Below are 22,074 nucleotides of genomic sequence, written 5' to 3'. Positions count from 1 at the left end.
ATGTATTATTTAGATAGTAAATATGTTTGTGTATAATGCAACTAGTGCGTATATATGAGAGTAACATTTGAGGAGAGTGGCTGTATGAGGTGTATGATGAAACAATGGAAACTGTTATAATGAAATTTGCTAAACTGAATCATTATTTCAAAGTGGCATAGAACTATATCATAATTGCAATATGTCTATCGTAAAAAAGAATGATTATGGTTTATAAATTCCCTTGTAGTATCTTTAGACCTATGTTACCATATAAGCATATCGAAGGATATAGATATAGATTGAGTGATAGAATTTAAGATATATAAGTTATACAAGGAGAATACAATGAAACAATTTATTATGGCAATATTAGTGGCAATTATTAGTACATCTAGTGTAATGGGCGCCGTTTGGTCTCAAGCTCGCGTACAACACACAGGATTAGAATCGACTGTGAAAGTATCTACACAAGCAGCACAAAGTGATACAGTAGTACCCAAACGCACAGGCAATACAGAGTTCAAACACACAACGACGGTAGTACCGGCGCAAGTGAATCAATCAGTGTACCGAGCACAAGAAAACAATGTGGTACCGAAACGAGTAGGCAATGTAATAACAAAACAATCAACTACTGTTGTGCCAGTACAAATTACAGAATAATACTAAAGGGATGTATTCCTATGATCTATAACTTCATGGGACACGACTATAGAATACCTAATCTAAGTTTTTAGATTGGGTATTTTTCGTGTATCCTATAAATTGATGTTAAATATGTCCCTAATGAGTGCTTGATGTTTGGATAATGGACAAGAGTTGGCTATTTTATGCTTGCTTTCACCCCACATTTTATGCTATACTAACCAAGTATGAATACACACGCAACTAGACTAACAGTTCTGTGCGCAATTTCGCGTTTGCTGAGGGATGAGAGTTGCGGAGGTTTTTTAACAGGAGGTGCCAAAATGGCAGTAGTATCATTAAAACAATTATTAGAAGCAGGTGTTCATTTCGGACATCAAACAAGAAGATGGAATCCTAAAATGGCTAAATTCATCTTCACTGAGCGCAATGGTATTTATATCATTGACCTACAAAAAACTGTGAAAAAAGTTGAAGAAGCATATGACTTCTTACGCAGTGTAGCTCAAGAAGGTAAAACAATCCTTTTCGTAGGTACTAAAAAACAAGCTCAAGAAGCTATTAAAGAAGAAGCTCTTCGTGCTAATATGTTCTTCGTTAACGAACGTTGGTTGGGCGGTATGTTGACTAACTTCAAAACTATCGAAGCTCGTATTAAACGTTTAAAACAATTAGAAAAAATGGCTGAAGATGGAACTTTCGAAGTTCTTCCTAAAAAAGAAGTAATTCGTCTTCGTCATGAGTGGGAAAAATTGGAAAAATATCTTGGCGGTATCAAAGATATGCCTAATATGCCAGGTGCTCTTTTCGTGGTTGACCCTAAAAAAGAAAAAATTGCTATCGCAGAAGCTAAAAAACTAGGTATTCCTGTTGTTGCAACAGTAGATACTAACTGTGATCCTGACGAAGTTGATTTCCCAATTCCAGCAAATGATGATGCAATTCGTGCAGTTAAATTATTAGCTGGTAAAATGGCTGACGCTGTATTAGAAGGTCGCCAAGGTGAACAAGACGCATTCGGTACAGAAAGCGCTTCTGAAGAAGCATAATTGTCTTAGATCATTATTTAACAATATAAATAGACATAGTCTTAATTGATAAATAAGTAATAACGGTGTAAAATTAAGGTAAGACTAAGGTCTTACCTTAATTATCTGTAGGAGGAAAAATCATGGCTCAAATTACAGCAGCTTTAGTAAAAGAATTACGCGACATGACTGGCGCAGGTATGATGGATGCAAAAAAAGCATTGGTAGAAGTTGATGGCGATATCCAAAAAGCAGTAGACTTCCTTCGTGAAAAAGGTTTAGCAGCGGCAGCTAAGAAAGCTGGTCGTATTGCGGCAGAAGGTGTTGTTGCATCTTACATTCATGGCGGCGGACGTATCGGTGTATTAGTAGAAGTTAACTGTGAAACAGACTTCGTTGCTAAAACTGATGACTTCCAAGCTCTTTGCAAAGATGTTGCTATGCAAATCGCAGCTGCTAATCCAACATACTTAAAACGTGAAGACGTTCCAGCTGACGTAATCGAACACGAAAAAACAGTATTGATGGAACAAGCTAAAGTAGAAGCTGAAGAAGATGTAAAAGCTGGCCGTAAACCAAAACCAGAAGCAGTTCTTGAAAAAATGGTGGCTGGTCGCGTTGAAAAATTCTATAAAGAAAACTGCCTATTAGAACAAGTTTTCATTAAAGACGGTGAAAAAACTGTACAAGCTATGATTAATGAAGCAATCGCTAAAATCGGTGAAAACATTAACGTACGTCGTTATGTTCGCTATGCTTTAGGCGAAGGTATCGAAAAGAAACAAGACGATTTCGTTGCAGAAGTTATGGCTACTGTAGGTAAATAAGTACGGAGATAAGAGAACACCGCGAGTGTTCTCTTATTTTTGAATTATTTGTTAGAAGCGTCATAAGGAGAAGGTCATGAGTGAACGTAAATTCAAACGTATCGTATTAAAACTAAGTGGTGAAGCTTTAGCAGGAGATCAAGGGTTTGGTATCAATCCACAAGTAGTAGAACCATTGGCACAAGAAATTGCAGAACTGTCCAAAGAAAGTGGTATTGAAATTGCAATCGTTGTAGGTGGTGGTAATATTTGGCGTGGCCTATCTGGCAGTGCTAAAGGTATGGACCGAGCTTCTGCAGATTATATGGGGATGATTGCCACAGTAATGAATGCAATTGCATTACAAGACGCTCTTGAAAATGCAGGTGTAGCGACACGCGTTCAAACTGCGATTGAAATGCAAGAAGTAGCTGAACCATATATTCGTCGTCGTGCTATTCGTCATTTAGAAAAAGGTCGTATTGTGATCTTTGCTGCAGGTACAGGCAATCCGTATTTCTCTACAGATACAACAGCCGCTTTACGGGCTGCAGAAATTGAAGCTGATGCAATTTTAATGGCGAAAAAATTTGCTGATGGTGTATATGACTCTGATCCAAAAACAAACCCTAATGCAGTGAAATTTGATGAATTAACGTATATGGATGTGATTAGTAAAGAGTTGAAAGTCATGGATTCTACGTCTACTACGTTATGTAAAGATAATAATATTCCAATCGTTGTGTTTAGTATGGATATTCCTGGCAATATTACACGTGCTGCTAAAGGAGAAGCTATCGGTACTATCGTAAAATAAAAGGTGATACTAATGGAAATTAAAGAGATTATTACTCGCGAAGAAGCGCGTATGGATAAAACAATTGAAGCTTTAAAGCATGAATTTGCTAATATACGTACAGGTCGTGCTCACACATCCTTGTTGGATTCTGTGATGGTAGATTATTACGGAGCTCCTACTCCTGTTAATCAAGTTGCTAATGTGTCTGCTCCAGATCCACGTATGATTTTAATTGCACCATGGGATAAAACTATGATTGGTGCAATTGAAAAAGCAATTTTGACATCTGATTTAGGATTAAACCCTAATAACGATGGTGATTCTATTCGCTTAGCAATTCCACAATTAACGGAAGAGCGTCGTAAAGAATTAGTAAAAGTAGTAAGCAAAAAAGCAGAAGATGCAAAAGTTGCAATCCGCAATATTCGTCGTGATGCTAATGATGCAATTAAAAAAGAAGAAAAAGCGAAAACAATTACTGAAGACGTGTCAAAAGATGGACAAGAGCAAGTTCAAAAATTGACTGATAAAAAAATCAAAGTAATTGATGAACTTCGTGATACAAAAGAAAAGGATGTTATGTCTGTATAATGGAACATACATCAATTTTGGGATTTCCATGGCAGCTTGCACAGTCTCTTTTGCAGGCTGCCTCTATCCCTTTTACTACAAAAATAGAAAAGAACTATAATCGATTCTTTTCCGTTTCTTCCGAAGAATGTTATGTAGGCCGAGTCATAGTATTGGATGGTATATGGGAGATTGTTCTCTTTCATCCTATGGTAGCCAGTCATGTGGCAAAGTCGTATGTGGTGCAGTCGAATGAGGTACAGTATGCTAAAAAACTTATGGAAGAAAACTAAACATAAAGAGCCCCAGACTATCGATCCTACAAATATTCCTAATCATATTGCCATTATTATGGATGGAAATGGGCGTTGGGCAAAACGACGTGGTATGCCGCGCAGTATGGGCCATCGAGCAGGAGCTGAAGTCCTTAAGGATATAGTAAAAGCTGCACAAGGCTTTGGGGTAAAAGCCTTAACGGTATATGGGTTTTCTACTGAAAACTGGAAGCGACCAGAAGAAGAAGTTAGCCTATTAATGGCACTTATAAAAGAATATTTACTATCTAATGTTAAGAGAATGCATGCCGAAGGAGTTAGAATTCGATTTATTGGGGATATTTCAAAGCTTTCTTCTGAATTGCAAGACATCATTCATGAATCAGAAGCATTAACTGCAAATAATAAAGGGATTACCTTGCAACTAGCTATTAACTATGGGGGAAGAGATGAGCTCACAAGAGCGATGAAGCGTATCACTCAGGATATTGCTAAAGGTAAACTCAGTGAAGATGATATTAATGAAGTATTGATTTCTTCTTATTTAGATACACAAGAATTTGATCGTGTAGACCTATTAATTCGGCCAAGCAATGATGCACGCATTAGTAATTTTCTATTATGGCAGTTGGCATATGCGGAATTTTGGTTTACCCCATTACATTGGCCAGACTTTACCCCGGCAGTGTTGGAAGAAGCTATCTATGCATACCAACAAAGGGAGCGTAGATTTGGTGGTTTAAAAGAGGAGAAATAATATGTTAAAAACTCGCCTTATAACAGCCTTGATAGGTATTGTAGTATTGGCAATAGCCATTTCATATGGAGGGTTTATCTTCAATTTGATGATGTCTATTTTGGCATTCATAGGTTGGGTAGAATTTGGGTCTTTGTGTAGACATATGAAAGTTAAAGTCTTACCTATATGGGGGCTCATATATGTAGTTTTAGTGTGCGGATCATTACTATTTGGCCAATATGCACTGGCATTATTCTTTGCCATTGGAATTATATTAGGTTTGGGAGTTTTCTATACATTTGGTAATTCTAAAGTAAGTATACAATCTATATGTGCTACGGTGAGTGGAATTCTCTATGTGACCAGTGGTTTCGTGGCATTGATGGCGATTCGTGATACTCAAATATATAAGAATACTACATATTATGCAGGACAGTCTTCATTTGGAGAGTCTGTTATTTGGTTGCTTTTATTATCTATATGGGCGAGTGATACATTTGCATATTTTGTAGGCAAGAAATGGGGCTCTAGACGTATAGTGCCGGATATTAGTCCTAATAAAACCTTAGAAGGATTTATCGGCGGATTTATCGGCTGTGTTCTTACAGGATGGATTGGATCTATATGTCTAGGATTACCTACCACAATAGGTACTGGTATCGGTATTATTGTAGGTATTATGGCTCCACTAGGCGACTTATTTGAATCTAAGTTGAAACGATTGGCCAATAAAAAAGATTCTGGCAGTGTCTTGCCAGGTCATGGTGGTGTATTGGACCGATTCGACAGTGTATTATTTGCGACACCATTAGTATTGGCATATATTCTTATGCTGTAATGATTAGCTCTTAGGGAGGCTTATATGAAAGCGATTAGTATCTTGGGCTCTACGGGTTCTATTGGAACACAAACCTTAGATGTAGTTCGTCAACATCCAGATCAATTTAAAGTAGTTGCTTTAGTCACGCATCGCAATATTGATTTATTGGAAAAGCAAATTGCAGAGTTTCAGCCGACTATAGCTGGTGTTGTAGATGAACAAGCCTATGCTATATTGAAAGAACGCTATAAAGGAGCTACAGAAATTGTCAGTGGTAAAGAAGCTTTGTCTATAGCCGCTACTTTGCCAGAAGCAACGATGGTAGTGACTGCCGTTGTAGGGGCAGCAGGTATTGAACCCACAATGGCTGCGATTCGAGCAAAGAAGACAATTGGACTTGCCAATAAAGAAACGTTAGTAGCTTGTGGCTCTTTAATTACAGAAGCAGCCGAACAATACGGTGTTTCTATACTACCTATTGATAGTGAGCATAGTGCGATTTTTCAATGTTTAGAAGGACAAGATAGAAATAATGTTGAGAAATTAATTGTCACAGCCTCAGGTGGCGCTTTACGTAATTGGAAATCGGAAGATCTCTATGGAGCCACAGCCAAGGATTGTTTAGCTCATCCAACTTGGAATATGGGAAGTAAGATTACGATTGATTCTGCCACTCTATTTAATAAAGGGTTAGAAGTCATTGAAGCGCATTGGTTATTTAACTTCGATTATGATCGTATTGATGTCGTGGTACATCCACAAAGTATTGTGCATTCTATGATTCAAATGAAAGATGGAGCTATATTGGCACAATTAGGGAATCCAGATATGCGAGAACCGATTCAATACGCAATGACCTACCCAAAACGGTATCCATTACAAATGGAACATTTAGAGTTTACCAAGGGATTGGACCTCCAGTTTATGGCACCTCGTTGGGATGATTTTCCAGCTCTTCGATTGGCTTTCACAGTAGGGAAAGAAGGCGGTTATGCACCAGCTGTATTCAATGCAGCTAATGAAATGGCTGTGTATGCATTGCTGGATGGAAAGATTACCTATGGACATATATATGAGATAGTTTCTACTGTTCTTAGTCGTATGAATAATAGTGTACCTACATCGATTGAAGATGTACTCTCTATGGATGCATGGGCTAGATTAGAAGCTACGAAAGAAATACAAAGGAGAAGTGCATGTTAATTACTATATTAGGAGCTGTCTTCGTATTCGGTGTTATTGTTATGATTCATGAATTAGGACACTTTCTAACAGCCAAAGCCTGTGGCATGCGTGTAGATGAATTTGCCATCGGTATTGGTCCCAATGTAATTCAAAAACAAAAAGGCGAGACATTGTATTCGATCCGCCTGTTACCTCTAGGTGGATTCAATAAAATTGCAGGTATGGATCCATCTGAAGATGTGGGAGAACGAGGATTTAATAACAAACCGGTATGGCAACGATTCATAGTTATTGCTGCTGGTGCTACATTTAATTTTTTGTTAGCTATTGTTATCTATTTTTGTATCTTTGCTTTTCATGGAACAACAGTGCCGTCGCATGAGCCAGTGATTGGCGATACTTTTGCTGGAAACCCAGCGGCAGAGGCTGGTATCCAACAAGGTGATAAAATTTTAACTATTAATGGACAGTCTATTCAAGAGTGGAAAGATATAAGCCAGTCTTTGCAAGGTCATAGTAATCATGTAGTATCTGTTACACTTGATAGAAAAGGTGAAATCATTTCTACTACAGTGATTCCTCGTGAATCTGGAGATAGAGCTGTGATTGGTATTAATCCAGTAATGGATGTAAAACAGTACGGTATAGGTGAATCCGCCGTATATGCTGTGACACATACAGGGTCTACCATTATGGAAATGTTACAAGGATTATGGAATATTGTAACAGGTCATAGTAAAGGTGATGTTGCGGGTCCAATCGGGGTTGCACAAATGGCTGGTCAAGTGGCTCAACATGGTTTTATTAGTTTGCTCTTATTTACGGCTTTACTAAGTTTAAATCTAGGTGTTATCAATCTATTGCCAATTCCAGTATTGGATGGTGGACATTTAGTATTGTTAATCCTAGAAGGTATTACGGGTCGTAAGTTGCCAGAAAAAGCGTTACAATACATCCAAATGACTGGTGTAGGGTTATTATTATTAGTGTTTGTATATTCTACATTCCAAGATATTCTACGATTATTTTAGAGGTATACTATGATAGAACGTAAACCAACAAAAGGCATTCAAGTGGGTACCGTACATATTGGAAATCATGCACCAGTCAGCATTCAATCTATGATTACCACGAACCCTGTAAAAGTAGAGCAATCTATTGAAGAAATTAATCGACTTGCTACAGCAGGATGTGAATTAGTTCGTCTAGCCGTTCCTGATATGGCGGCAGCCAAAGCTATTAAAGATATTAAAGAGCGCGCTATGATCCCTTTGATTGCAGATATCCATTTTGACTATCGCTTAGCGTTACAAGCTATTGACAGTGGGATTGATGGGCTTCGCATAAACCCAGGTAATATAGGTAGTATCGATAATGTGGTAAAAGTCGTAGAAAAAGCTAAACCTAAATTGATTCCTATCAGAATTGGTGTCAATGCGGGGTCCTTACCACAACATGTATTAGAGGCTCACGGAGGGCATCCTACAGCTGATGGTATGGTAGAGACCGCTTTGGAACACATTCGCATTCTGGAATCTTTAGAGTACGATCAAATGAAAGTTTCCATTAAAGCTACAGATGTGCCTTTAATGATTGAGGCGTATCGTAAACTATCTAGTAAAATACCATATCCATTGCATTTAGGTGTCACAGAAGCAGGGACTATTAAACAAGGTACTATTAAGTCTTCTATTGGTATTGGAACGCTGTTAGCAGATGGTATTGGTGATACAATCCGTGTATCTCTAACTGGAGATCCGATCCATGAGGTAGAAGTAGCCAAAACTATTTTAAGCTCTTTGGAACTTCGTACCTTTGGTGCTATGATGATATCTTGTCCTACTTGTGGACGATGCCAAGTGAACCTATTTAATATGGCAGATATTGTGGAAGAGCGATTGAAATCTATCAAAGCACCAATCCGTGTGGCTGTTATGGGTTGTGTCGTTAACGGTCCAGGAGAGGCACGAGAAGCAGATTTTGGTATTGCTGGTGGGAATGGACAAGGTATCATTTTCCGAAAAGGAAAAGTACTAAAAACTGTACCTGAACAAGAATTAGTAGATACCTTGTTTGCTGAAATCGATCAATATCTTTTAACGTTAGAAGAAAAGTAGAAATATAAAGGAGTATGTTATGTTAGCAAGTCGCTTATATGCACCAACATTACGTGAAATGCCATCCGATGCTGATGTAATTAGTCAACAATTAATGTTGCGCGCTGGCTTTGTTCGTAAAGTAGCTGGTGGTTTATATACCTATTTACCATTAGCATGGCGCAGTATTCATAAAATTAATGAAATCATCCGTGAGGAAATGGCAGCTATTAACAGCCAAGAAATCATGATGCCAATTCTTCAACCTAGTGAATTATGGGAAGAATCTGGTCGTTGGGCTGCGTATGGTGCTGAAATGATGCGTATTTCTGATCGTCATGGCCGTGAATATTGTCTAGGACCAACTCATGAAGAAATGGTAACTAATCTAGTGCGTGGAGAAGTGAATTCCTATCGCCAATTACCTTTGAGTTTATATCAAATTCAAAATAAATATCGAGATGAACGCCGTCCACGCTATGGATTGATGCGTAGCCGTGAATTTATTATGAAGGATGCCTACTCCTTTGATATCGATGAAGAAGGTATGAGCAAATCTTTCTGGGATATGTATGAAGCATATACGAACATTTTCAAACGTTGTGGATTAACGTGTAAACCTGTAGAAGCAGATAATGGTGCTATTGGCGGTTCTGGCAGCTTTGAGTTCATGGCTTTGGCGGAATCTGGTGAGGCAGATGTGATCCACTGTACGAAATGTGATTATGCGGCGAATATTGAAATTGGCCAACCAAAAGCATTAGAAGTGAATGCAGAAGAAGTTAAAGAATTGGAAACAGTATCTACACCAGATGCTAAATCAATTCAAGCGGTAGCGGATATGTTGCAATTGCCATTGAAAAAAACAATTAAAGCAGTAGTCTACAACATTGAAGGTAAAGTGATTCTTGCCATCGTTCGCGGTGACCATGAAGTGAATGAAATTGCTGTACAACGTGCTGTAGAAGGTGGCATTGAGCCAGAAATGGCAACCCCAGAAGACTTAGCTCGTGTAGGATTAACAGCTGGGTTCATTAGCCCTGTAGGTCTTTCCCAATCAGAAGAGTTCGCCATTGTAGTGGATGAAACAGTGATGAATTTACATAATGTATGTGGCGGTGCTAATACAGCAGATGCTCATTATATCAATATCAACCCTAAGCGTGATTTCAATGTAGATGACATAATCGTGGCACCAATCCGCTTGATTACTCTTGATGATCCATGCCCTAAATGCGGTGGTCAACTTCGCATCGACAAAGGTATCGAGGTAGGTCAAGTGTTCAAATTGGGTACGAAGTACTCCGAATCTATGAATGCCACAGTATTGAACCAAGGTGGTCGCCCAACGCCATTCCAAATGGGTTGTTATGGTATCGGTGTAGGCCGTACATTGGCGGCTGCTATTGAACAAAGCTATGATGAAAATGGTATCATCTGGCCAGTAGCGATTGCTCCATTCGAGGTTGTTATCGTTCCAATTAATGCGAAAGATGAGGCCTTAATGGAAGTGAGCGAACGTTTGTATAAAGAGATGAAACAAGCTGGCGTTGATGTCTTATTGGATGATCGTAAAGATCGTGCAGGTGTTAAATTTAAAGATGCCGACCTTATCGGTTACCCTGTACGCATCACAGTGAGCAAAAATACCATCGAATCTGGTGAAGTTGAATTACGTGTTCGTAAAGATGGTTCTACAAGCACGGTGAAAATTGATGAGGTAACTACCTCTGTACAAGAATTACTTCGTCTGTTGAAAGATGGATATAGCATTTAATTGCACACATTGAACTACATAGAATTAGAGAGAACGACTCATCGAGGATACCTTGATGAGTCGTTTTGTCATAGGTAAAAGAGGAAAGAATGTGTATTTATAGAAACCAATATACTCAAAAGCGAAAGTATACGTATACTATTTAGTCATATAACATGAAAAGTGTACATTTTAACTAGATAAAGTCATAAAAAAGGAGTAGAATGAAGATAACTTTAACCTAGGTTGGACACATAGATTCAAAAAAGAGAGGAGAATACGTGTGAAACATAAACATTTAGCATTACTAGTATTGGCGGCAGTTCCTTTATTAGCTAGAGGGGAAGGCTTTACTGTAGACACGGTAACTCGAAATGATTGGAAAACGGTAGATACGATTTCCCTCGATGAGACTTTAGCTAAGAATGGGGGCACCATTACTGAAAATAGTGCTACAAACATTAAGTATGAGTATAAGTATGCTGATGGAACTATCTTAGGGACGAAAACTAAGTATATAAAGAACGGCGATACAGTTAATGAAATTATTACGAATCGAAATATGACGTATCCCAATGACATTCGGACGAAACCCACTACGGAAACGACAATAGCATCGGATGGGACGATTCATTTCATTCATGTTGATGATGGTACATCCATAGATTGGCAAAATGGGGTACACGTGTATAACTCAAACAGTAAGCTGGTTGATCGGTCAGAAACGATTCTTAATTTTGATGCGAATACAAATTTCAATGTTATAACCCATAAAACATATCATGGAAACTTTTATCCTATGTTCAATGTGGTAACAGTAGTCGGACAAGGTTCGAGTGAAGTGACGAAGCCAGTATCTACTGTGAACTTTTTAAAGAAAGTGACTATGGATACCCGCGCACAAACGATTAATCCAGGAAATTTACAATCCTATGAAAAACGCGTAAATAATTTCTTTCTACAAACGAATCAAGGGGGGGAATCTCTCGTGCATTTTCATGATGAGCTGACCATGCATACAGAGTCAACCACAAATAATTTGGAGATTGCAGCGTTTCGTTCTGAAAATAGAGGAGAAAATCGGTATCGCACTGTCTCCACTAAGGATACTATCGATGCAGAAACAGGCGGATCTAGCCTTACCTTTGATGGAAATGTGACAAGTCATATCTCAGGCAATACGGATACAGAAATGCGCTTTTTGTCGAATGTGAATATTAATGGTGGTTTTCATGTATCATCAAAAGAAGGTAAGAATTTCGTATCTACCATCACGAATGAATCCGTGAATAATACGAATTATACTTTACAGTTCAATTCGGCTACCTCCAATCATGGTTTTTCCGAGTTTAATTTGAAGGCTAATACGGATTTCATTACAAAGAGCACTGGTCGCACTGTATGGGGTATGTATATCAATGCTGATTCTCACGGAGAAAATCGAATCACCCTTTCCGGTGCAAAGAACAACATTTATACTACTGGTAAAGATGCAGTCTATGGCATTGACGTAAACTCTAGCATGAGTGATACAACAGATGCAGCCAATTCCGATAAAAAACGTAGTAAAAACTTGGTAGATCTACAGAATACAACTGTCACTACAGATTCTACGTCTGCTGGAAAACCATGGGTATATGGGGTAAAAATGAGCGCTGTAAATGGTGAAAATACATTGAAGCTCACTCATAGTGATGTGAATACTGCCTCTAACTTTGTGGCTAGAAGTATTGATATGCGCGATGAGAATCAGGGAACTAATACAGTAACCTTAGATACTACGAATATCACTACAAAAGGGGCTTACGCCTATGGAATGAATCTGATGAGCGCTAGAAACGCTGGTGCTGGAAGTAACTCCATTCATTGGAAAGGAAAGAACAGCATTGTCACTGAGGCATTAGCCAATGGATATGGCATACGCATTGAGAAAGATAAAGCGAATTCGGGCGCAGGTACAACCATAACCTCCGATGCAGATTCATCGTTATCAATTAAAGTAGATACAGAAGGTTCCGGAACTGGTATCTCGCAAATACATAAAGATGCAAATAATATCACGAATACTACTTTCAATGGGGATGTATCGATTGTGATGCGTGGTAACGGAAACACGAAAGTAGGTGTACTGGCGAAAACTGAGGCAGACGGTGATACGAACGCGAATACCATAACGTTCAATAAAAAGTTAAACATTGATAGTAATCCAACAGATCCTGCCTTAGCTGCAGGTGGTAAACATACGAGTATTACTGTGTCCGGTAAGGATACGACAACCATAGTCGGTAATATATTTGCTAACAATGGTGGGACAGTTGATGTCAATTTATTAACGAAGGACTCCTATCTCATTGGCAAAGCGGACAACAATGGTACTGGTAACATACATGTGAACGTAGATGGTGGCAATTATTGGGAAATGACTGATAACTCCAACATCAATCGATTGGACCTATCTAATGCGGGAGAAGTCCGATTTGGTGATACAGAGGTACCTCTCAATTTAACTGTAGATACCTTAGCAGGAACGGGTGGTGTACTCCATATGGCTGGCAATGTGGGGTCAGGTGATACTGACAAACTCACCATTAAGTCCAGTAGTGAAGGGGAACATGGCATTCATTTCCAAAATATGGCAAATTCTAAATCGACGGGCACAGAAGTGTTGAAATTAGTAGAAAGTCTAGGCAAGGTAGAGGATCATAAGGCGGTATTCTCATTACTTAATGAAGATAATCATGTAGCGGTTCCTACAGATGATAAAAAGCCTAGTCTTCCAAAAGCGGTTATTGAAAAAGGGGCCTACCTATATACACTGGGCAGACCTACGGATTCGAAAGTTGTTTCTATTAATGATGCAAATGTAAATAACTGGTATCTATTCCCTTATGAGGACGATGGTAAGAGGAAATTGACACCAGGGGCAGACTCGACCATTCAATTTGATAGCCTAATATATAATTTACACTTAGGCAATACGGAAACATTGGTACAACGCTTAGGTGAAATTCATCTTCATAAAGATGTGGAACGCTCTAATACGGTATGGGCTAACTATACGAATGGCAAGTTTACATCTTCCGAACGTGGTGGTTATCAACAACGATACTGGGGACTCAAAGGTGGTTACAATTGGATACATCCGAGAGATACATGGATTCACTACAGTGGATTTACTGTAGGCATGATGCAGTCGAAAGGAACACTTACTGAATACCAAGGACATGCACAGGTATCAGGCACTGAGCTTGGTTTCTATTCCACGAGATTGTACAAGGATACCAATGTGTATGTTGATGTAGTGGGTAAAGTGAGACGTTCTCGTGGTGAGTTCTACTTGGTTAACTATTCTAACGAAGCCTTACGATCAACCACTATGCATGCAAACTCTTTCCTTGCATCTGTGGAACTGGGAAAACGGATGTACAGATCTGGCAAAGATGGTGAAGGTCTATTTATACAACCAGAGGCACAACTTACGTACGAAGCTAGCAAAGGATATAGCATGGATATATCCAATGGATTACATAGTCAATTAGGATCTATGCATAGTCTAGTCGGTCGCATCGGAGTACGGGCAGGTGTGGATAAGGCATCTGGCACTGCCTGGAATCCATATGTGAAAGTGATGTATGAAAAAGAATTCCTCGGTAATAGAACCATTACATTTAATGAAAGCAGTACACAGCAGCTTTCTTACAAAGGTCATTGGTTCACTTACGGCTTAGGATTCTCCTATATGAATCGAGCTAAGACAGAACAGGTGTATGTTGAAGCGCAACGATCCACACGTGATCGAGTACAACAAAACTGGCAAGTTAAAGTCGGAGTACGTCATATATTCTAGTTTGAATTGGCAAAATCACCTAAACTATACGAACACTTACGAACATAAAAAAGAAATAAAAATAACAAAAACCGCTTATTCATCGTATTCGCGAACACTTGCGAACACTTATGAATAAGCGGTTATTTTATTTAGTATTGTGGTGGAGACGAGGGGAGTCGAACCCCTGTCCAGACATGTTGCCCCCTAGACCTCTCCGAGCGCAGTTGATGTTTTAAATTTCGGATAGTGTTTGGACACCAACAACCTAAGCTATCCTAGCTCATGAGATTTAACTAGCTCTAATTGAGCAGATAGAACTAGCTAGCCCGTAGTTTGACGCCACATCCCTCTCCACGGGCGAGAGAAGGTGTGACGTAGCTTATGCAGCTAATGCAAAATTTTCTTCTGCGTTTAATTTAAGTTTCACTGATTTATGGTCGAGTGAGACACCAGCTCGCTTTCTAAGATACATCCATACCTGTCGAAACCTTTACGTCCCCATATGTAATTATTGTCTTATAATTATATAGATATATTCTGTGAAAGTCAAATGTAATATGTACATTTTTATAGAGATAGTGTATACTATAAAGTATCATTTCTAGTACTACGTATCAGGAGGAATCACATGTCCTATGAAACTGAAGCAGTATCTGAATTTGAGCGATTTACTTCATTAACTGATGAAGAAGTTGTCTCGATTTATCAAAAGGAAAATAATCATTTTGCTTCTGATTATATTGTGCAGCGTTATAAAAATTTTGTTCGTTCAAAAGCTAGAAGCTACTTTCTCATGGGGGCTGATCGTGAAGACATTATCCAAGAAGGAATGATTGGTTTATACAAAGCGACGCGTGATTTTGAGCCAGGGCATCAAGTGAACTTTAAAGCTTTTGCTGAATTATGTATTACTCGACAAATCATATCGGCTATTAAAGGTGCCAATCGGCAAAAACATATGCCTCTCAACTCTTATATCTCACTTAATAAACCAGCCTTTGATGATTCTGAACGAACTTTGATGGAAGTGTTAGAAACAGAAAAAAACTTAGATCCCGAAGAAGTTGTTATTAATCGAGAACAATATCGATTAATTAAAGAAGTGATGGAAGCTGTATTAAGTCCTTTAGAATGGGACGTCTTGCGTGGATATATGGATGCAAAATCCTATCAGGAAATAGCAGAAGAACAAAATCGTTCAGTTAAATCCATAGACAATGCATTACAAAGAGTTAAGAAAAAAATGGAAGTATACTTTAGTCAGGACAGATGATATAGAAAGGATGTTTTTTATGAGAGATTTTTTAATGGTTGTAGAAATTCTTATTTCTATTCTATTGATTGTAGTTGTTGTGGCACAATCTGGTAAGAGTGCTGGCATGGGTGGTGCTGTATCTGGTGCTGCTGACTCTGTATTCGGAGGAAAAGAACGTGGTGTAGATGGTTTCTTATCCCGCTGCACAGTGATTTTAGCAACATTATTTATATTAGTTAGCTTAGGCCTAGATTTAGTACTAAGTTCGTATTAATACATGAGAAAGCCTACCCTATGGTAGGTTTTTTTTATGGACTATAAGAGGTGTTATGAGAGAAGAAATATTAGACTTTTTTAAAGAAATATCCCCTGAATCCTATCATATTGAGGATGTACCTTACATATTAGGATACAAAGGGGAGGAAATAGAAGAATATTTTTCCATTTTATATCAATTAGAGCAAGAAGGATTTATTATGATACAAGATGGAGAATATGCTCACTATAATAAAATGGATGATCCCCGTTTAACGGGAGTATATAAAGGAAGCAAAAAAGGATTTGGATTTGTGATTCCTTCAGAAGATGCTTTGTCTGACATCTTTATTCCTAATGGCTGTGAAGGAACAGCCATGCATGATGATGTAGTGGAATATAAAATTACACGTAAGGGATCAAGTGAAAAAAAAGCAGAAGGAGTTATCCTACGTGTCATCACAAGAAATACGAATCGTGTGGTAGGGATTTATGAACGCCATAGACAAAGTGGTTTTGTCATTCCTCATAATGAACGATTGGGACAGGATATTTATATTCCGTTAGACGTAAGCATGGATGCAAGAAGTGGTGCTACCGTAGTAGTTGAACTTACATCTTGGCCAGAATTGCATCGTAAAGCAGAAGGTAAAATTGTTGAAATTGTAGGAGATAGTTCTACACCAGATCTTGATGTATTGTCGGTAATGGCTACTTATGATTTGCCCAAGGAATTTTCCAGAGAGGTACAAGAAGAAGCAGGTCAAATTTCTTTCACAGTAGAAAGTGACGCTCATCGGCTGGATCTACGACATATCCAGATGGTAACGATTGATGGAGAAGATGCAAAAGATTTAGATGATGCTGTACATGCCAAAATATTAGAGAGTGGCAATATTGAATTAGGTGTACATATTGCTGATGTTAGCCATTATGTGCCTGTAGGGTCAGCCATTGATCGAGAGGCCTATAAACGTGGTACTAGCGTCTATTTAGTAGACCGTGTGATTCCTATGCTACCTGTGGAGTTATCCAATGGCATCTGTTCATTACAAGCCAAAGAAGATCGCTATGCGATGTCTTGTATTATGGAAGTGGACCCAAACGGTAAGGTGGTACAATACACTATTAAGCCATCTATCATTCATATTACACGTCGTTGTAGTTATAAGGAAATTTATTTAGCATTAGAAGAACATGTGATTCCTGATGATTTGATGCCACTCATGGGTATGATACGTACATTGGAAACATTGGCATATCAATTGATGAAAATGCGTCAACAAGCAGGAGCGATTAGTTTTGATTTCCCAGAATATAAGGTATTACTAAATGACAGCGGTGTCCCACAACGCATTGTAAAAAAAGAACGGACTATTGCTGAAAAATTGATTGAACAATGCATGCTATTGGCTAATGAGACAGTAGCCACATTTTTAAGTGAACGATTAGATACCTCTGTGTATCGTATACATGAAGAACCTAAGGATACAAAATTAGAACAATTAGTTACCGTGTTACATCATGCGGGATACCCTGTAAGACTACCTGATCAAGTGGAACCATGCCATATTGAACACCTATTACAATCTGTCAGTGGAACAGAGATTGAGCCAGTTGCTCAAATTATGGTGCTACGGTCCATGCAGCAAGCGAAATATAGTTCACAAAATGTGGGACATTTTGGCTTGGCATCACTTATTTATACTCACTTTACATCTCCTATTCGTAGGTATCCTGATTTGATGGTGCATAGATTATTGCGATATGTATTGGAAGGTAAAGCAAAACGATGGGCTCCCATTGCAGATGCGAATTATATAACTAATGGTGCTGCTCATTGTTCTGAAAGAGAACAAGTAGCTACAGAAGCTGAACGAGATACATTAGATATGAAAAAAGTCCAATATATGTCTCAATATATTGGCGAAAGCTTCGAAGGACATGTGAGTTCTATAACCGCCTTTGGGATCTTTGTAGAATTAGATAATGGTGTTGATGGATTAGTTCCGTTTAATTTGATGGACGATGATCATTATGTCTTTGATGAGCCACATTATATGGCGTATGGTAGACGAACTGGTATGGAATACCACCTTGGCACACCTGTTACCGTAACAGTAGTGAAGGCAGATCCAGAAACATGTCAAATTGATTTTGTTATGGGTGAAGTGGCCTATATTGACGGATATTTGCGACGTATCCAACGACGTGATACTACTAACACGAGTAAATATAGTAATGGTAATAAGATACCAACCATACAAGGTCGTAGTAAAAAGTATAAACAAGATGATAGCCATCATGGTAAAAGAGATACTACAAAAGTAAGATTTACTCCCAATACAAATGCTACAGAGGCAGTAGAGACTATGCTTCGTAAATTAGATACAACCTCTAAAAAAGAGAAGAAACCATTTTACGAAACCATTAAGAAACGGAAATCACAAGAACGTAGGAAGAAAAAGAGGAAACGATAATGGCGAAAGAAGGAAATTCACTCATAGTAGATAATCGAAAAGCTAGACATGACTTTCATATTCATGAAACCTATGAAGCTGGCATAGCCTTGACAGGAACAGAAGTGAAGTCTATCCGTGCTGGTCGCATTAATTTAAAAGACAGTTTTTGCAGAATAGAGAATGGCGAGCTATTCCTTTATCAAGTGCATATTAGTAAGTATGAACAAGGCAATCAATTTAATCATGAACCAGAACGGACTCGTAAATTGCTTATGCATAAACGAGAAATCCATAAATTATTAGGACAAGTGAAAGAAAAAGGATACTCTTTGATACCTTTGAACTTTCACTATAGTCATGGCTATGTAAAGGTAACAGTAGGCCTTGTAACGGGCAAGAAGAATTACGATAAACGACAAGATATGGCTGAACGCGATGCAAAGCGGGATATTCAGCGACGAATGAAGGAACAGTTGCGATAGATTACAGGATTTATAATCTTCTATGGTATAATAAAATGATGTATATACATATTTGAGGAAAGGAGAGTCTATGCTAGTCGATTTCCATATGCATACTAATGTTTCTGACGGTACATACGTGCCTAAAGATTTACTTGCATTAGCTAAACAACAACAAATTCATGCTTTATCAATTACTGATCATGATGAAGTAGGCGCATATACACAGTTAACAGCTGAGGATACAGCGGGAATAGAATTGTTTCATGGTTGTGAATTTAGTACCTATTATAAAGAAAAAGAAGTACATGTATTAGGTTATCAATTTTCATTAGACTATCCTGAAATACAGGAGTATATTACGCATTTTAAAGAGGTACGTCGTTCAAGAATTCATAAAATGTTAGATAAATGTGTAGAAGCAGGTTATGCTATTTCTCATCAAGAGTTAGTTGATACATTTACAGATGATGTGTCTTTTGGGCGCCCGCATATTGCACAACTGTTAATTGCTCATGGTTATGTCAAAACAGTTGGTGAAGCATTTGAAACTATATTACACCCCAATGGACCTTGCTTTGTACCAAAAGAAAAATATTCGCCACGTGAGGCCATAGATCTCATTCATCGTGCAGGTGGCATTGCTGTATTAGCGCACCCTATACAGGTGGGCAATGAAAGCTATGTTCATGAATTATTGACATTGCCCTTCGATGGCGTAGAAGTATATCATTCGAGCCATACTGTAGAAGATAGCTTACGATATAAAAATCTAGCTTTAGAAAAAGGGCTATTAATATCTGGAGGGTCTGATTTTCATGGTATACAGGGTAGATTTCCAGAAAGTATCGGTCTTGGTGAGTATGAAATACATGAGCATTGGGTAACGGATTTTATGAGAGCCCTTCGAGGTGCCTAAGAGGTGAATTATGGATGTCATTGCATTTATTGGACCTAGTGGAACAGGAAAAAGTCATAGAGCATTAGTGGTAGCACATGAACACCATGCATCATGTATCATTGATGACGGCATTTTAATTCATAATAATCGCATTGTTGGTGGATTTTCTGCTAAAAAAGAGGAAAATCGTATCAAAGCAGTTCGACGTGCTATCTTTCAGGATAAAGAACAGGTGGAGAGTGTACGAAAAGCCTTGGATGAGATTCAACCAGAACGTCTTATGATTCTAGGCACATCGGAAAATATGATTGGAAAAATCACGAAAGCCTTAGGAATCCCTGGACCATCTTATTATATTCATATTGAAGATGTAGCTAGTCCTAAAGATATTGAAAAGGCTCAGCATGCACGTCTGAAAGAAGGCAAACACATTATTCCAGTTCCGTCAGTCGAATTAAAGCCTCATTTTAAAGGCTTTTTAATCGACCCTATTAAATCCTTCTGGCGAAGAACTAGATTATCTACGAAGCAGGATGAAGGATGGGAAAAATCCGTCATACGGCCAGCTTTCAGTTATTACGGAAAACTTGTCTTTGAAGATGCAGTCATTCAAGCGTTGATCAAGAATAGCATCGAGAAATCCCCAGGTGTGACAGATGTGCGCAGCATGGATATTAAAAAAAGTAAAGAAGTGAATAATGGATTGATTTTACAATTAGATGTAACAGTGATGTTGGGATTTGTTGTAAAGGAAATCATGGATACATTGCAAAAGACTATTCGTCAAGAAATTGAATATATTACAGGCATGTCTATAGAACGACTAGCCATTAAGGTGGGTGGCACCATTGAGCCATCTAAAGTGAAATACAAACATAAGGAGTAATATGAAGTCATACTATATTTATACATACGGTTGTCAAATGAATGAAAGTGATTCAGAACGATTGGCGCATCAATTGGAGTCAGTTGGTTATATCGCTACAGAAGAAGTAAACGAGGCAGACCTTATCATTTTAAATACTTGCTGCGTTCGCGAAACGGCGGAAAATAAAATTTATGGCCGTATTGGCGAGTTAAAGCATTTGAAAGAAAAGAATAAAAACTTAATCATTGCGATTACGGGCTGTATGGCACAGAAGAACCAAGCGGATATGTTCAAACGAGCACCTCACATTGATATTGTATTGGGGACACACAATATCCAACATATCAATGAAATGGTAAAAGAAGTACAACGCACAAAAAAACGCCAAGTCAATGTAGACATGGACAATACAGTATTGCCTGAATTGGCGGCGAAACCAAATGGTACATTCTTTGCGTGGGTACCGATTATGAACGGCTGTAATAAGTTCTGTACCTACTGTATCGTACCACACGTGCGGGGCCGTGAAATTAGCCGTCCAGTAGAGGCCATTGTGAAAGATGTGCGTGAACTAGGTGAAAAAGGCTTTAAAGAAATCACTTTGTTGGGACAAAACGTAAACTCCTATGGTTTGGATTTTAAAGATGGCACAGATTTTGGTACTTTAGTAGATGCCTTAGATGGCATTCCAGGTATTGAGCGTATTCGTTATATGACAAGCCATCCACAAGATATGACGAAAAGCATGGTAGATGCCTTAGGTCGTTCTTCTAATATTGTGACACAATTGCATTTACCAGTGCAGTCTGGATCTGACAATATTTTAAAACGTATGAATCGTCATTATTCTGTGGAAAAATATAAAGATTTATTGGAGTATTGTCGTGAAAAAATTGATGGCGTTACTATTACAACAGATATTATCGTAGGTTTCCCAGGGGAAACAGAGGAAGATTTCCAACAAACATTACAATTATTGAAAGATGTACGCTATGATATGGCCTTTACTTTCATCTATTCCAAACGTTCTGGTACACCAGCAGCAGAATTTGAAGAGCAAGTGCCAGAGGAAGTGAAACGTGTTCGTTTACAAGCTTTGATGGACGTGCAAAATGAGATTTCTCTTGAGTTGAATCAAGCCATGGAAGGCAAGGTGTACGATATCATTGTAGAAGGACCTAGTCGTACTGATGAGAATATGTGGTTTGGTCGTACATCCGGTAATAAAATGGTCCTATTCCCTAAACAAGACTCTCTAAAAGTGGGAGACACTATTAATGTACGCATCGATAAGGGACAAACTTGGGTATTATACGGCACTGTATTATAGAAAGGAGTTAGC

Annotated in this window: 20 protein-coding genes and 1 other RNA gene; 20 read left to right on the top strand and 1 reads right to left on the bottom strand. The window is 38.4% G+C overall.

Features of this window, described 5'->3' with window-relative positions; translation table 11 throughout:
• Positions 1-327: 327 nt before the first annotated feature.
• The 13 genes from EO122_RS02850 to EO122_RS02790 all read left to right on the top strand — a co-directional run bounded on the left by EO122_RS02850 (position 328) and on the right by EO122_RS02790 (position 14,548).
• Positions 328-645, top strand: a complete 318-nt coding sequence (locus EO122_RS02850; protein WP_127009287.1) for a hypothetical protein — start codon at positions 328-330, stop codon at positions 643-645.
• Positions 646-950: 305 nt separating this feature from the next.
• Positions 951-1,676, top strand: coding sequence for a 30S ribosomal protein S2 (rpsB, locus tag EO122_RS02845; protein ID WP_126938350.1), 726 nt, complete (start codon positions 951-953; stop codon positions 1,674-1,676).
• Between the two features lie 122 nt (positions 1,677-1,798).
• Positions 1,799-2,482 carry a translation elongation factor Ts gene (gene tsf, locus EO122_RS02840; RefSeq protein ID WP_126938349.1) on the top strand — a complete coding sequence of 228 codons (684 nt, stop codon included), beginning with the start codon at positions 1,799-1,801 and terminating at the stop codon, positions 2,480-2,482.
• Between the two features lie 76 nt (positions 2,483-2,558).
• Positions 2,559-3,278 (top strand): UMP kinase, encoded by a 720-nt coding sequence (gene pyrH, locus EO122_RS02835; RefSeq protein WP_126938348.1) that lies wholly within the window; start codon positions 2,559-2,561, stop codon positions 3,276-3,278.
• A gap of 12 nt (positions 3,279-3,290) precedes the next feature.
• Positions 3,291-3,851: a ribosome recycling factor gene (gene frr, locus EO122_RS02830; protein WP_127009286.1), complete on the top strand. Its 561-nt coding sequence runs from the start codon at positions 3,291-3,293 to the stop codon at positions 3,849-3,851.
• Positions 3,851-4,123 (top strand): hypothetical protein, encoded by a 273-nt coding sequence (locus EO122_RS02825; protein ID WP_127009285.1) that lies wholly within the window; start codon positions 3,851-3,853, stop codon positions 4,121-4,123. The genes frr and EO122_RS02825 overlap by 1 nt, the downstream gene beginning before the upstream one ends.
• A complete protein-coding gene (locus EO122_RS02820) occupies positions 4,095-4,862 on the top strand; it encodes an isoprenyl transferase (RefSeq protein ID WP_126938345.1) in 768 nt (255 codons plus the stop codon). Before EO122_RS02825 ends, EO122_RS02820 begins: the two co-directional genes overlap by 29 nt.
• A gap of 1 nt (position 4,863) precedes the next feature.
• Positions 4,864-5,682, top strand: a complete 819-nt coding sequence (locus EO122_RS02815; RefSeq protein WP_127009284.1) for a phosphatidate cytidylyltransferase — start codon at positions 4,864-4,866, stop codon at positions 5,680-5,682.
• A gap of 24 nt (positions 5,683-5,706) precedes the next feature.
• Positions 5,707-6,867 carry a 1-deoxy-D-xylulose-5-phosphate reductoisomerase gene (locus tag EO122_RS02810; RefSeq protein WP_127009283.1) on the top strand — a complete coding sequence of 387 codons (1,161 nt, stop codon included), beginning with the start codon at positions 5,707-5,709 and terminating at the stop codon, positions 6,865-6,867.
• A complete protein-coding gene (gene rseP, locus EO122_RS02805) occupies positions 6,861-7,880 on the top strand; it encodes an RIP metalloprotease RseP (protein WP_127009282.1) in 1,020 nt (339 codons plus the stop codon). The genes EO122_RS02810 and rseP overlap by 7 nt, the downstream gene beginning before the upstream one ends.
• Before the next feature lie 9 nt (positions 7,881-7,889).
• Positions 7,890-8,966: a flavodoxin-dependent (E)-4-hydroxy-3-methylbut-2-enyl-diphosphate synthase gene (gene ispG, locus EO122_RS02800; protein ID WP_127009281.1), complete on the top strand. Its 1,077-nt coding sequence runs from the start codon at positions 7,890-7,892 to the stop codon at positions 8,964-8,966.
• A gap of 19 nt (positions 8,967-8,985) precedes the next feature.
• Entirely contained in the window at positions 8,986-10,722 is a 1,737-nt protein-coding gene (locus EO122_RS02795) for a proline--tRNA ligase (protein ID WP_127009280.1), read from the top strand.
• A gap of 262 nt (positions 10,723-10,984) precedes the next feature.
• Positions 10,985-14,548: an autotransporter outer membrane beta-barrel domain-containing protein gene (locus EO122_RS02790; protein WP_127009279.1), complete on the top strand. Its 3,564-nt coding sequence runs from the start codon at positions 10,985-10,987 to the stop codon at positions 14,546-14,548.
• Between the two features lie 140 nt (positions 14,549-14,688).
• On the opposite strand, the gene ssrA is transcribed toward EO122_RS02790, so the two are convergent.
• Positions 14,689-15,030: a transfer-messenger RNA gene (gene ssrA / locus EO122_RS02785) on the bottom strand.
• Positions 15,031-15,158: 128 nt separating this feature from the next.
• On the opposite strand from ssrA, the gene sigH reads away from it, so the two are divergent.
• The 7 genes from sigH to miaB all read left to right on the top strand — a co-directional run bounded on the left by sigH (position 15,159) and on the right by miaB (position 22,062).
• Positions 15,159-15,803: an RNA polymerase sporulation sigma factor SigH gene (gene sigH / locus EO122_RS02780; RefSeq protein ID WP_126937202.1), complete on the top strand. Its 645-nt coding sequence runs from the start codon at positions 15,159-15,161 to the stop codon at positions 15,801-15,803.
• A 19-nt stretch (positions 15,804-15,822) separates the two neighbouring features.
• Positions 15,823-16,059 (top strand): preprotein translocase subunit SecG, encoded by a 237-nt coding sequence (gene secG, locus EO122_RS02775; protein WP_127009278.1) that lies wholly within the window; start codon positions 15,823-15,825, stop codon positions 16,057-16,059.
• Between the two features lie 55 nt (positions 16,060-16,114).
• Positions 16,115-18,520: a ribonuclease R gene (gene rnr / locus EO122_RS02770; RefSeq protein WP_127009277.1), complete on the top strand. Its 2,406-nt coding sequence runs from the start codon at positions 16,115-16,117 to the stop codon at positions 18,518-18,520.
• Positions 18,520-18,984, top strand: a complete 465-nt coding sequence (smpB, locus tag EO122_RS02765) for an SsrA-binding protein SmpB (protein WP_126937205.1) — start codon at positions 18,520-18,522, stop codon at positions 18,982-18,984. The genes rnr and smpB overlap by 1 nt, the downstream gene beginning before the upstream one ends.
• A gap of 70 nt (positions 18,985-19,054) precedes the next feature.
• Positions 19,055-19,882 (top strand): PHP domain-containing protein, encoded by an 828-nt coding sequence (locus EO122_RS02760; RefSeq protein ID WP_127009276.1) that lies wholly within the window; start codon positions 19,055-19,057, stop codon positions 19,880-19,882.
• A gap of 10 nt (positions 19,883-19,892) precedes the next feature.
• A complete protein-coding gene (locus tag EO122_RS02755; protein WP_126937207.1) occupies positions 19,893-20,750 on the top strand; it encodes a hypothetical protein in 858 nt (285 codons plus the stop codon).
• A 1-nt stretch (position 20,751) separates the two neighbouring features.
• On the top strand, positions 20,752-22,062 hold the full coding sequence (gene miaB / locus EO122_RS02750) for a tRNA (N6-isopentenyl adenosine(37)-C2)-methylthiotransferase MiaB (protein WP_127009275.1): 1,311 nt from the start codon (positions 20,752-20,754) through the stop codon (positions 22,060-22,062).
• Positions 22,063-22,074 lie beyond the last annotated feature (12 nt).

It is taken from the genome of Veillonella sp. CHU110, assembly GCF_003992255.1.
GTDB lineage: Bacteria > Bacillota > Negativicutes > Veillonellales > Veillonellaceae > F0422.
This window is presented reverse-complemented; position numbering and strand designations above follow the sequence as displayed.